Below are 12,703 nucleotides of genomic sequence, written 5' to 3' on the forward strand. Positions count from 1 at the left end.
CAGACTTTCACGGCCGATCACCCGACATGGGATGATCGACGCATGCCACCACCGTCACCACTTCATCTCGACCCCATCGAAGAGGCCCACCGGCAGTGGACCAAGCACGGCTGGGGTGATGTCGCCGACGGCATGGCCGCGGTGACCTCGGTGATGCGCGCCCATCAGATCATGATCGCGCGGGTGGAAGAGGTGCTCAAGCCGTCGGGGCTCACGTTCGCCCGGTACGAATTGCTGACACTGCTGACGTTCACGCGCACGGGCGCGCTCCCGATGGCGAAGGCCAGCGCGCGCCTTCAGGTTCACCCGACCAGCGTCACCAACGCCGTCGACCGGCTCGAGACGGCGAATCTCGTACGGCGGGTTCCGCATCCGAGCGACCGCCGCGCAACACTGATCGAAATCACCGACGCGGGAAGGAAACTGGCAGTCGAATCGACCGAGCGGCTCAATGCCCAGGTGTTCTCGAGCCCCGGCGTATCCGGTGACAAGCTGGAACAGCTGGTCGCCATCCTCGCCGAACTGCGACGCGAGGCAGGCGATTTCGACACCGGAGACGCGCCCACCAAGTGGTGACGAGCCAGGGCCCTCAGCGGTGCTTGAAGACTCAGCGGTGCTTGAAGACGGGCGAACGCTTCTCGACGAACGCTGCCATGCCTTCCTTCTGGTCTTCGGTGGCGAACGTCGAGTGGAACACCCGTCGTTCGAAGCGGACACCCTCGGTCAGCGTGGTCTCGAACGAGCGGTTCACCGCTTCCTTCGCCATCATCGCGACCGGTAGGGACATCTCGGCGATGGTGGTCGCCGTCTTCAGCGCCTCGTCCAGGAGGTCGGCGGCGGGCACGATCCGCGACACCAGCCCCGCGCGTTCGGCCTCCTCGGCGTCCATGTTCCGGCCGGTCAGGCACAGTTCCATGGCCTTGGCCTTGCCCACCGCGCGCGTCAGACGCTGCGATCCGCCGATGCCGGGGATGACGCCGAGCTTGATCTCCGGCTGACCGAACTTGGCGGTGTCGGCGGCGATCAGGATGTCGCAGAGCATCGCCAGTTCGCATCCGCCGCCGAGGGCATAGCCCGCGACAGCAGCGATGGTGGGCTTGCGGGCCGCGGCGAGGCGATCCCACGCGGCGAAGAAGTCGTCCAGGTACACGTCCATGTACGACTTGGGCTGCATCTCCTTGATATCGGCACCCGCCGCGAAGGCCCGGTCGGAGCCGGTGATCAGGATGGCACCGATCGCCGAATCCTTCTCCAACTGCTCCACCGCCGACACGACCTCGCGCATCAGCTCGGAGTTCAGTGCGTTGAGCGCTTTCGGACGGTTGAGGGTGATGATCCCCACCCGGCCCTTGCGCTCCAGGAGGATGGTCTCGAAGTCGGTCACTGGTCTCCCTCGGTTGAACGTTCGCGGATGTCGTTGATGATGGCCGAGAAGTCCTGGCCACCACCGCCGGCGGCGTGGAACCGGCTGTACAGTTCGGCAGCGCGGAGCCCGAGTTCGGCCTCGACGCCGTTGGTCTTCAGCGCGTTCGCGGCGAGACCGAGATCCTTGTCCATCAGCGCGGCGGCGAAGCCCGGCTGGTAGTCGTTGTTGGCCGGACTCGTCGGAACCGGTCCGGGCACAGGACAGTTGGTGGTGAGCGCCCAGCACTGGCCCGACGCGTTGGATGCGACGTCGAACAGGGCCTGGTTGCTCAGGCCCAGCTTCTCGCCGAGGACGAACGCCTCGCTGACGGCGATCATCGACACACCGAGGATCATGTTGTTGCAGATCTTCGCGGCCTGACCGTTGCCCGGGTCGCCGCAGTGGACGACCTTCTTGCCCATGACGTCGAGCAGCGGCTTCGCGGACTCGAAGTCATCTGCCGCGCCGCCGACCATGAACGCCAGCGTTCCCGCGGTGGCGCCGACGACGCCACCGGAAACGGGTGCGTCCACCGAACGGTGACCCGCTTTGACGGCCTCGTCGTGGGCCGCGCGGGCGTCCGCGACGTCGATGGTGGACGAGTCGATGAACAGGGTGCCCGGCTTCGCGGCCGACAGGATCTCCGCGTAGAGCCCGAGAACGTGTTTGCCGCTCGGCAGCATCGTGATCACGACGTCCACCTCGCGCACGGCCTCGACGGCCGAATCGGCGACGGTGACACCGTCTTTCACCGCCTGCTCGAGTGCGGCGGGCGCGAGGTCGAATCCGACCACCGTGTGCCCCGCCTTGACGAGGTTGGCCGCCATGGGGCCACCCATGTGGCCGAGTCCCAGAAATCCGACGGTAGTGCTCATAGCAGTCCCTCCTGGACGCTTGTGGCTGGTGGTCAGCGCTGCGGTTGCGGGGCCGTGAGGCCGAGTTCGAGGTCTCCGAGGGGTGTGAAGAACTGTGCGACGTCGTCGTCGGTGACCTCGTCGAGGGTGGCGGGTGACCAGTGCGGGTTGCGGTCCTTGTCGACGACCTGCGCCCGGATCCCCTCGACCAGGTCGGGTGAGTTCAGGCAGGCGACGGACACCCGGAATTCGTCGTTCAACACGTCCTCGAGGCTGCCCGCCGCGCGGGCGCGGCGCAGCGAGGCCAGGGTGACCGCGCACGCGGTCGGCGACTTCGACAGGATCTGCTCGGCCGCCTTCGCCGCCTCCGGCACCCCACTGCGTTGGAGCCGGGACACGATCTCCGGGACCGAATCCGCCGAGTACGCGGCATCGATCCAGCCCTGCTGCGCCAGCAGGTCCGAGGCCGGCGCCGGTGCGGTGAACGCGGCCACCGCCTCCTCCACCGACGTGGACGTCAGCGCGTCGACGAACGCGGCGATCTGCTCGGACGGGATGAAGTGGTCGGCGAACCCGCACGCGATCGCATCCCCGGCGCTCAGCCGTGCCGTGGTGAGCGCGATGTGCGTCCCGAGTTCGCCGGGGGTGCGGGCCAGCAGGTAGGTGCCGCCGACGTCGGGGACGAACCCGATCCCGGTCTCGGGCATCCCGATCATCGACCGCTCCGTCACGATCCGGACGCTGCCGTGCGCCGACACCCCGACCCCGCCGCCCATCACGATGCCGTCCATGACCGCCACATACGGTTTGCGGTAGTTCGCGATGGCGGCGTTGAGGATGTACTCCTCGCGCCAGAACTCCCGCGACCCGGTGCCCCCGGTTTTGGCGTCGTGGTAGATCGAGACGATGTCCCCGCCCGCGCACAACCCGCGGTCCCCGGCGCCGGTGATCAGCACCGCCCGCACTTGATCGTCGCCGGCCCACTCCGTCAGGGCCGCCGCAATCTGCCGGACCATCGAATGGTTGAGGGCGTTGATCGCCCTCGGCCGGTTCAACACGATCCGGCCCACCCCGCCGCTGGTGTCGATCAGAACCTCCGGCTCCGTGGTTCCCGCGCCTGTCATGCCGCTCCCTTTCCGTGTCCCGCGATGATGCTGCGGGCGATGACCACCCGCATGATCTCGTTGCTGCCTTCGAGGATCTGATGCACCCGCAGGTCGCGGACGATCTTCTCGATCCCGTACTCGGCAAGGTAGCCGTACCCGCCGTGCAGCTGCAGCGCCCGGTTCGCGACCTCGAACCCGGTGTCGGTGGCGAACCGTTTCGCCATCGCACACAACTCCACCACATCCGGGGCACCCTCCTCGAGGGCGGCGGCCGCCCGCCACAACAGGGTGCGGGCGGCCTCGAGTTCGGTGCGCATGTCCGCGAGCTGGAACTGCAACGCCTGCGAGTCCAGCAACGCCGCCCCGAACGCCTTCCGGTCCGCCAGATAGGCGACGGCCTTGTCCAGGGCGGTCTGCGCCCCGCCGACCGAGCACGCCGCGATGTTGAGGCGGCCCCCGTTCAGGCCGGCCATCGCGATCCGGAACCCGCCGCCCTCGCTACCGAGCAGGTTCGCCGCCGGCACCCGCACATCCTCGAAGATCACCTGCCGGGTCGGTTGGGCGTTCCAGCCCATCTTCACCTCGTTCGGCCCGAACGACAGCCCCGCCGACTCCTTCGGCACGATGAACGCCGAAATGCCCCGCGGCCCGCCCTCGCCGGTGCGGGCCATCACCACATACACCTCCGACGTCCCGGCCCCGGAGATGAACTGCTTGACCCCGTTGAGGACGAAGTCGTCGCCGTCCCGGACCGCGCGGGTGCTCAACGCCGCCGCATCCGAACCCGCACCCGGCTCGGTCAGGCAGTAACTGCCCAGCTGATCCATCGCACACAACCGAGGCACCCACTGATGCCGTTGCTCCTCGGTGCCGAACCTGTCGATCATCCAGGTCACCATGTTGTGAATGGAAATATAGGCGGCGATCGACGGGCAGCCCTTCGCCAACTGCTCGAAGATCCGGGCCGCATCGACCCGGGTCAGCTCCGAACCCCCCACGTCCTCGCGGACATAGATCCCGCCCATCCCCAACGACGCCGCCTTCCGCAGCACATCCACCGGGAAATGCTTCGTCTGATCCCACTCCACAGCATGCGGCGCGAGATGCTCGGCCGCGAAATCACGGGCCGTGTCACGAATCGCCCGCTCGTCATCGGTCAAGGTGAACATGGAGTTCCGATCAGTTCATGGTCGGGATGACGAAGTGGTTGGTCTCTTCCTTCTTGCCGGAAGGCCAGCGCTGGGTCACGGTCTTGGTCTTGGTGTAGAAGCGGAACGAGTCGGGACCGTGCTGGTTGAGATCGCCGAATCCGGAGCGCTTCCAGCCGCCGAACGTGTGGTACGCGATCGGCACGGGGATCGGCACGTTGACGCCAACCATGCCGACCTGCACTCGCGAGCAGAAGTCGCGGGCCGTGTCGCCGTCGCGAGTGAAGATGGCGACACCGTTGCCGTACTCGTGCTCGGTGGGCAGGCGCAGCGCCTCCTCGTAGTCCGCGGCGCGGGCGACCAGCAGGACGGGTCCGAAGATCTCTTCCTTGTAGACGCGCATGTCGGTGGTGACCTTGTCGAACAGGGTCGCGCCGGCGAAGAAGCCGTTCTCGTGGCCCTCGAGGGTGAAGCCGCGGCCGTCGACCACGGCCTCTGCACCCTCGTCGAGGCCGATCTGGATGTAGTTGTTCACGCGCTCGACGGCGTCCTTGCTGACCAGCGGCCCGAAGTCGGCGCCCTCGTCGTCGCTTCGCCCGATCTTCAGCTTGCCGACCCGCTCGGTCAGCTTGGCGACGAGCGCATCCGCCGTCTCCTCCCCCACCGGAACCGCGACGGAAATGGCCATGCAGCGCTCACCCGCGGAGCCGTAACCTGCGCCGATGAGGGCGTCCGCAACCTCGTCGAGGTCGGCGTCGGGCATCACGATCGCGTGGTTCTTCGCGCCACCGAAGCACTGTGCACGCTTGCCGTGGGCCGCGGCGGTCTCATAGATGTACTGCGCGATCGGGGTGGAGCCGACGAATCCGACGGCCTTGACGCGGTCGTCGGTGAGCAGGACGTCCACCACTTCCTTGTCACCGTTGACCACGTTGAACACGCCCGCGGGCAGACCGGCCTCGAGGAACAGTTCGGCCAGGCGAAGCGGCACCGAGGGGTCGCGCTCGGACGGCTTGAGGATGAAGGCGTTGCCGGCGGCCAGTGCGGGACCGGCCTTCCACAGCGGGATCATGGCCGGGAAGTTGAACGGGGTGATGCCCGCGACGACGCCGAGCGGCTGGCGCATGGAGTACACGTCGATGCCGGTTCCGGCGGATTCCGTGTACTCGCCCTTGAGCAGGTGTGGAGCGCCGAGGGCGAACTCGATGACCTCGAGGCCGCGCTGGATGTCGCCCTTCGCGTCGGGGATCGTCTTACCGTGCTCGGACGACAGGAGGCGCGCCAGCGAATCCATCTCGTCCTGCACGAGCTGGAGGAATTTCATCAGGACGCGTGCCCGCTTCTGCGGATTGAACAGCGCCCATTCCCGCTGAGCCTCTACCGCGTTCGCGATGATCGCCTCGGTCTCGGCCTTGTCGGCGAGAGGCACACGCGCCTGCACCTCACCGGTGTTGGGGTCGTAGACGTCGCCGAACTTGTTGGAGGCACCGGGGACGCGCTTGCCGCCGACGAAGTGGGATAGCTCTTGAACCATGGTGCGAACCCGTTCCTTGCTCGATGATCAGGGAGTTCCGAATATGTGCCCATCCTATAGTTGGATGTCCATGTATGTCCAGGCTCCCGAGAAGACCCCCGACCGAGTGAGCGTTCAGTGTTTCCGCACGACGCGCTCGGGCTCTCCCGGCTTCCAGATGGTGATGTCCATGTGGCCGTCGCCGACCTCCACCGCCGAGCCGCCGGTCAGGTCCGCTCGGTAGCAGTGATCGAACTCCTGCCCACGGATGTCGAAACCGGTCTCGTCGAACAGCGCCTGCGCGAATCGTTGATGCAGCGCCTTGTCCTGGACGTCGTCGACAACACCCCACAGTTTCGCGTCACCTTCCTTCACTTCACTGTCGACGGTCGCCGTGTGCAGGCAGAAACGCGGATCGCGGGCGAGATCCTGGAATTTCGTCGTGTTCGGCATTCCGGCGATCCACAACTGGTTCTCGAAGAATCTCGGCTCGACCGGGCTGATCCGCGGAAATCCGTCGGACCGCAGGGTGCCGAGCATGCACAGGTTCTTGGTCGCCGCGTGCCTGCGGGAGAAGATCGCGGCAATCCGCGGAGCAGCTTCGGCAAACTCGTTCCAGCTGGCCATGGACACGACCCTACGACGATTCCCATGACCGCACGGTCAAGACGCACGCAAATGCGCGATCAGGATCGCCTCGATCTCCGACCGTCGCGCCGCGGACGGCAGCCGGGGCGCCGCGGACCGGTAATGATGCCCGGTCGGAGTCCCCAGATCGAGGAGATGCCGGCGATCGGGCCGACACACCGGACGAGCGGCCCACCCGTCACCCTCCTTCGCGTAATTGCACGCCGCGCACAAACCCGCCCCATTCTGCGCCGTGGTGACACCCTTGTTCCGGCGCGAGCGAATGTGGTCGTGATGGCGGATCGGCGCATCACACCACGGCGTCCGGCACGTCCGATCCCGCAGATCGATCAAATTTCTCAGGCTCCTCGGGAACGTCCGCGCCTGCGACTCCATCGCCGTCAACACCCCCGACACCGGGCACGCGTACATCAACCGCAGGGTGGCCTCGGTCTCCGAATCCACCGCGTCCGCCACCAACTGCCGCGCAATCGACGCCGGCACCGGCCCGAACCCCTGCAGGTCCGCCGCCTCGCCCTCACCCGCCAGCAAGGTTTCGTCGGAAATCACCAGATCCACCGCCACCGGCACCCCCGCCGCCACCGACACCCCGGTACCACGCTCGAACAACAAGTCCGCCATCACCTGATTCCGCGTCCGACCGCCACCGTCCCCGGTCGCGATCAGGCTGTCCGCATCCCGCCCCAGCGTGGCCTGCACACAGACCGCCTGCTCCATCGGCATCAGCACACCCAGATACGCCATCGAATCCGGCGCCGGCCGCGTCGTCACCCGCCGCTCCGACACCGCCTTACGATGCCGCGCCACCACCGCCGCGGCATCGAGCTCCACCGCCAGGGCCTTCGCCTTCGCGATCAGACCGCGGTCACCCACCCCATCGAGAATGTCCGGGTCCGAACACAACCGCCGATCCACGATTCCCCGGTCACGCGCCGACAAACAGGCCGTCTCCCGCACCAACAACGTGGCGCGCCATTCGTTCAACCGACCCGACCGCAACAACGCCAACGTGTGCGGCATCTCGTGCACCACCGCCCGCGCGAACCCCAGATGCCGGCCACCCCGATTCGGAGACTCCCTGCGCGCCAACCCGATCTGCGACGCGATCCCCCCGTCCCACTCCGCCCGCGGCAACCGACGAGCCTGACGGTCCTCCCGCACAACAGTGGCGACATCATCGGTCACCACCGCCTGCACCGCACACCCCACCGACTTCAACGCCTCCACCGCATCGAGCCACTCGATCCCCAACCCCGCATCACCACACGCCTCGACACACCGCAACCGCGCCGTGAACGCCCGCAACTCCTCCAGATCCGGTGCCACCACATCCCCCACGACCAACCTCCCCCAAGGTCATTCGAAACTTTGTTCGATCCTAGCAGTCGCGCTGAACCTCGGGCAATAGCCGAAAAGTTCAGATCCCCAGTGCCGCAGCCGCTGCGAGGGCGAGGGTGTCGTCGACTTCGTCGTAGCCACCGGACCCACCGCCGGGGCCACCGCTGTCGGCGACGGTGCGGCGGGCGGAGAGGTGTATGGCGTCCACACCGGTGCCCGCGACCGCGGCGATGTCGTCGACACGGATCCCGCCGCCTGCCATCACCTGGATGCGCCCGTGTGCGTGGGCGACCATGGCCGACAGGGCGTCGAGGCCGTCGATGCACCGCTGCGCTCCGCCCGAGGTGAGGACCCGGATGATGCCCGACCTCGCGAGCGCATCGAGGGCTGTCGCCCTGTCGTCGACGACGTCCATCGCACGATGGAACGTCACCTCCACCGCGTACGGGTCGATGCCGTCGAGCAGGCGGGCCAGCGCGTCGCGGTCGACGGCCAGGCCGGGTGTGAGCGCACCGACGACGACTCCGGATGCGCCCGCACCCATCGCGGCCCGGATGTCGCGGGCCATGACCGCGATCTCGTCGGCGTCGTAGACGAATCCGCCGGGCCGGCACCGGATCAGCGGGTGCACCGCGATCCCCTGGGCCGCAACCGCTTCGATCATGCCGATGCTCGGCGTCAACCCGCCGGTCGCGCCGAGTGCGGTGCACAACTCGACGCGCGAGGCACCGGCGCGTCGTGCGATCCGGGCGCCCGCGACGTCCTGGACCGCCAGTTCGAGTACGGGGGCCACTAGAACGACTGCCAGGAAGGCTTGTGTTCCAGTGCATACCGGTAGTAGTCGGCGAGTTGCAGCTTGCTCGCCGCGGCCTCGTCGATCACGACGGTGACGTGCCGATGCAGTTGCATCACCGAGGCCGGGCAGAACGCGGAGAGCGGTCCCTCCGCGGCGGCGGCGATCGCCTCGGCCTTGCCCTTGCCGAACGCGATCATCACCAGGTGCCGGGCTTCGCTGATGGTGCCGAGCCCCTGGGTGAGGACGTGGTGCGGGACGTCGTCCACGCTGTCGAAGAACCGCGCGTTGTCGAGGCGGGTCTGCTCGGTGAGCGTCTTGACACGGGTGCGGGAGGTCAGCGCGGAACCCGGCTCGTTGAACCCGATGTGGCCGTCGGTGCCGATGCCGAGCAGTTGCACATCGATGCCGCCCGCCTCGGCGATGGCGGCGTCGTACCGGGCGCCCTCCTCGGCGATGTCGGACGATTCCCCGTCGGGGCTGAGCACGTGCCCCGGGTCGAGATTCACGTGGTCGACGAACTCCGAGCGGATCACCGAGAAGTAGGACTGACCATGACTTTTCGGGAGTCCCACGTACTCGTCCAGCAGGAAGGCGCGAGCATCCGAGAAGTCCAGCCCGGACTCGCGGTGCCGTCGCGCGAGTTCCCGGTAGCTCCCGAGCGGGGACGATCCGGTGGCGAGGCCCAGTGTCGTCGGACCGCGTCGGACGTACCCCTCGACGATGTCCGCGACGGTCGTGCCGACCTCCGACGGCGTCTGCCGGATTACGATTTCCATGCGAGTCCTTCCGTTCCGGCGGGCATACCGCCGACAAACACGCCACGCGGGCGCAGTTGGTGATCGGTCACGACGATATCGGCGCGGCGGCCCGGCGCCAGGGTGCCGCGTTCGGACTCCAGGCCGAGCAGCCGGGCCGGGGTCCTGGTGGCGGACGCGACAGCGTCGACGAGTCTGACGCCGCTGTCGAAAACGGTGGTACGCACCACGTCCAGCAGTCGCGCGGTGCCGCCCGCGATGGCCCCCTCGGATCCGTCGGCGGTCGCGAGCCGGGCCACCCCGTGTGAGACGCACACGTCCAGCGGGCCGAGTTGGTAGTCGCCGTCCGAGACACCGGCGGCGGCCATGGCGTCGCTGACGAGGACGATCTGCTCGGGCCCGACGGTGTCGAACACCATCGACACCGTCTCGGGCGCGAGATGCACTCCGTCCGCGATCAACTCGACGACGATGTCGCCGCGACCGGCCGCGGCGAGGAACGCCGCCACCGGACCCGGTGCGCGGTGGTGCAGCGGCGGCATCGCATTGAATAGGTGCGTGGCGGTCAGCGGCCCGCCGGCGGCGTCGGCGATCCGTGCGGACGTCGTCGCCGCGTCGGAGTCGGTGTGGCCGAGGCTCGGCACCACGCCGCGCCGGCGCATCGCGGCGAGAAGCTCACCGAAGTGCGCCGTCTCCGGCGCGAGCGTCATCGACCGGACGGTGCCGCGCGCGGCGTCGCAGATCCTCTCGAACAGTCCGGGGTCGCCGGGCACCACGGACGCAGGATCCTGTGCGCCGCAGCGGGCACCGGAGATGAACGGACCTTCCAGGTGGATCCCGAGAAGATCGCCGCGTTCCACCAGGTCGGCGAGGATTCCGGCCTGCCGCAGCAGGTCCTGCTCCCCCGCCGAGACCAGACTTCCGAGCAGTCCGGTGGTGCCGTGCTCGCGGTGGTGGTCCGCGGCCCGGCTCGCCCCGTCGGCGTCGGCGTTGGGAAAACCGGCGCCTGCGCCGCCGTGGCAGTGCAGGTCGATCAGGCCCGGCAGCAGTATCGACGAACTCGGGTCCGGCAGCGGCACGTGCCCGCGGTATCCCGACGCCGAACCGACCCAGGAGATTCGGTCGCCGTCGGTGACGACCACACCGTCGGCGATGACGCCGTCCTCCACCACGGCCCGGCCGCGCAGGATCATCGGGGCGCTCCGGACGCGAGTGCCGCGACAGCCGACCGTGCGGCCTGCGGGGACTGTGCGTTGCGCGCGGCGGCCGCCATCTCCCGGCATCGGCCGAGGTCGGTGGCGGCCAGGCGTGCCCGCACGCCGCCCAGCGACGGCGCCACCATGGACAGACTCGTGACGCCCAGCCCGACGAGCACCGGCGCCAGCGCGGGATCGGACGCGGCCTCCCCGCAGACCCCGACCGGCGTGCCCGCCTCGGCTCCTGCCGCGCCGACCAGACCGATGAGGTCCAGGACCGCGGGCTGCCACGGGTCGAGCAGCGGGGCGAGACCGCCGGCCATCCGGTCCGCGGCACAGGTGTACTGGCTCAGGTCGTTGGTCCCGATACTGACGAAATCGAGATGTTCGAGCAGGTCGCGGGCACGCAGCGCCGCCGACGGGATCTCGATCATCGCCCCTACCGTGGCGATTCCGTACGACCGGGCGAGCGCGGCGAAGCCCTCCGCCTCGTCCGCGGTGGCGACCATCGGGGCCATCACCCACAGGTCGGCGCCGGTCGCGGATGCCGCGATCCCGAGGGCCTCCAGTTGGGTGGCCAGGACGTCCGGATAGACGGAGCCGACCCGCAGTCCCCGCACACCGAGGGCCGGGTTCTCCTCCGCGCCCAGGTCGAGGAACGGCAGTGGTTTGTCGGAACCGGAGTCGAGGGTGCGCACCACCACCTTCCGACCCGCGAACCGCTCGAACAGCGCGCTGTACGTGGCAATCTGCTCGTCGAGGGTGGGCGCTTCCTGCCTGCCGAGATACAGGAATTCGGTGCGGAACAACCCCACACCCTCCGAGTCCGCGGACGCGGCGCGCACGGCATCGTCGACGGTGCCGATGTTGACGAGCAGCCCGACGGGTGCGCCGTCCCGGGTGCGGCCCGGCCCACTCGTGGCCGCGACCCGCACCAGGGCCGCGGCGATCCGCGCCGACACATCCGACTGTCGGCGTTCGCCGGGGTCGACGACCACCTCGCCCGTGGTGCCGTCGAGCACCACCGGCCTCCCCTCGACCAACCGGTCGAGGTCGGCGCAGTTCACGATCGCGGGAAGGCCGAGCGATTTCGCCAGTATCGCAGTGTGACTCGTCGGCCCGCCCTCCGCGGTGAGCAGGCCCACCACGTCGCTGCCGCCGAGCATCGCGGTGTCCGCGGGCGACAGGTCCCGGGCAACGAGCACGAACGGGTGTCCCGGCTCGGGGATTCCCGGCATCGGCACACCCAGCAGCACCGCGACCGAACGATGTCCGAGGTCCCGCAGGTCCGCGACGCGCTCGGCCAGATACCCGCCGACTGCCTCGAGTCTGGCGCAGAAGCCGTCGAATGCGACGCGCACGGCGTGCGCAGTCGGCATGCCGCCGAGCAGGTTCTCCTCGGCGGCGGACACGATTCCCGGGTCGCGGGCCATCGCCGCGGACACGAGCAGGATCTCGGACGCGACGCCGTCGACCTGCGCGGCGCGGGCCTCGAGGTCGCCGGAGACCGTCGCGAGGGCGTCCCGCACCCGGGCCATCTCCGCTGGGACCGATTCGCCGACAGGGTCTTCGGCGGATGTCTCGACCGGTGTCCCGAACGCGAGCCAGGGCGCGCAGACCAGCCCCGGGCTCACCCCGAGTCCGTGCACTGTCTGTTCCGTGGTCGTCGGCATCAGGCGGCGTCGAGGTCGGAGGCGAGCAGATCGGCGAGGCGGTCGAGGGCCTCCTCGCTGCCTTCCCCGTCCGCCGTGATCGTCACCTCGGTACCGAATGCCGCGCCGAGGGTCATGACCGCGAGCATGCTGCCCGCGTCCACCGGCGCCGACGCGCCGACCGCGATCTGCACCGCGACGGGCACGGCTGCGGCGGCCTGGGTGAACTTGGCGGCGGGGCGGGCGTGCAGGCCCACCTTCGAACCGATGAGGACCGTTCGTGAAGCCATGG

At 68.8% G+C, this 12,703-nt stretch carries 13 protein-coding genes; 1 reads left to right on the plus strand and 12 read right to left on the minus strand.

Annotated features, from left to right (window positions below; translation table 11 throughout):
* The first annotated feature begins 42 nt into the window (after positions 1-42).
* Positions 43-576, plus strand: coding sequence for a MarR family winged helix-turn-helix transcriptional regulator (locus ROP_RS06145; RefSeq protein ID WP_012688462.1), 534 nt, complete (start codon positions 43-45; stop codon positions 574-576).
* A gap of 31 nt (positions 577-607) precedes the next feature.
* On the opposite strand, the gene ROP_RS06150 is transcribed toward ROP_RS06145, so the two are convergent.
* The 12 genes from ROP_RS06150 to ROP_RS06205 all read right to left on the minus strand — a co-directional run bounded on the left by ROP_RS06150 (position 608) and on the right by ROP_RS06205 (position 12,701).
* Entirely contained in the window at positions 608-1,384 is a 777-nt protein-coding gene (locus ROP_RS06150; protein ID WP_012688463.1) for an enoyl-CoA hydratase, read from the minus strand.
* Complete coding sequence (gene mmsB / locus ROP_RS06155; protein ID WP_269454475.1) at positions 1,381-2,421, minus strand: 3-hydroxyisobutyrate dehydrogenase; 1,041 nt, start codon at positions 2,419-2,421, stop codon at positions 1,381-1,383. Before mmsB ends, ROP_RS06150 begins: the two co-directional genes overlap by 4 nt.
* A complete protein-coding gene (locus ROP_RS06160) occupies positions 2,313-3,383 on the minus strand; it encodes an enoyl-CoA hydratase/isomerase family protein (protein WP_012688465.1) in 1,071 nt (356 codons plus the stop codon). The genes mmsB and ROP_RS06160 overlap by 109 nt, the downstream gene beginning before the upstream one ends.
* The gene (locus tag ROP_RS06165) at positions 3,380-4,534 is read right to left on the minus strand and encodes an isobutyryl-CoA dehydrogenase (protein WP_012688466.1); all 1,155 of its coding nucleotides are present in this window, start codon (positions 4,532-4,534) and stop codon (positions 3,380-3,382) included. The genes ROP_RS06160 and ROP_RS06165 overlap by 4 nt, the downstream gene beginning before the upstream one ends.
* Positions 4,535-4,544: 10 nt before the next feature.
* Positions 4,545-6,047, minus strand: a complete 1,503-nt coding sequence (locus ROP_RS06170) for a CoA-acylating methylmalonate-semialdehyde dehydrogenase (protein WP_012688467.1) — start codon at positions 6,045-6,047, stop codon at positions 4,545-4,547.
* A 114-nt stretch (positions 6,048-6,161) separates the two neighbouring features.
* Positions 6,162-6,653, minus strand: a complete 492-nt coding sequence (locus ROP_RS06175) for a pyridoxamine 5'-phosphate oxidase family protein (protein WP_043824293.1) — start codon at positions 6,651-6,653, stop codon at positions 6,162-6,164.
* A gap of 36 nt (positions 6,654-6,689) precedes the next feature.
* A complete protein-coding gene (locus ROP_RS06180) occupies positions 6,690-8,012 on the minus strand; it encodes an HNH endonuclease signature motif containing protein (RefSeq protein WP_012688469.1) in 1,323 nt (440 codons plus the stop codon).
* A 79-nt stretch (positions 8,013-8,091) separates the two neighbouring features.
* A complete protein-coding gene (locus ROP_RS06185) occupies positions 8,092-8,805 on the minus strand; it encodes a copper homeostasis protein CutC (protein WP_012688470.1) in 714 nt (237 codons plus the stop codon).
* Positions 8,805-9,584, minus strand: a complete 780-nt coding sequence (gene nagB, locus ROP_RS06190; RefSeq protein WP_012688471.1) for a glucosamine-6-phosphate deaminase — start codon at positions 9,582-9,584, stop codon at positions 8,805-8,807. The genes ROP_RS06185 and nagB overlap by 1 nt, the downstream gene beginning before the upstream one ends.
* Entirely contained in the window at positions 9,572-10,756 is a 1,185-nt protein-coding gene (locus ROP_RS06195; protein ID WP_012688472.1) for an N-acetylglucosamine-6-phosphate deacetylase, read from the minus strand. The genes nagB and ROP_RS06195 overlap by 13 nt, the downstream gene beginning before the upstream one ends.
* On the minus strand, positions 10,753-12,432 hold the full coding sequence (gene ptsP, locus ROP_RS06200; protein ID WP_012688473.1) for a phosphoenolpyruvate--protein phosphotransferase: 1,680 nt from the start codon (positions 12,430-12,432) through the stop codon (positions 10,753-10,755). The genes ROP_RS06195 and ptsP overlap by 4 nt, the downstream gene beginning before the upstream one ends.
* Positions 12,432-12,701 (minus strand): HPr family phosphocarrier protein, encoded by a 270-nt coding sequence (locus tag ROP_RS06205; protein WP_012688474.1) that lies wholly within the window; start codon positions 12,699-12,701, stop codon positions 12,432-12,434. Before ROP_RS06205 ends, ptsP begins: the two co-directional genes overlap by 1 nt.
* Positions 12,702-12,703: the final 2 nt, after the last annotated feature.

The sequence above is a fragment of the Rhodococcus opacus B4 genome (assembly GCF_000010805.1).
Lineage (GTDB): Bacteria > Actinomycetota > Actinomycetes > Mycobacteriales > Mycobacteriaceae > Rhodococcus_F > Rhodococcus_F opacus_C.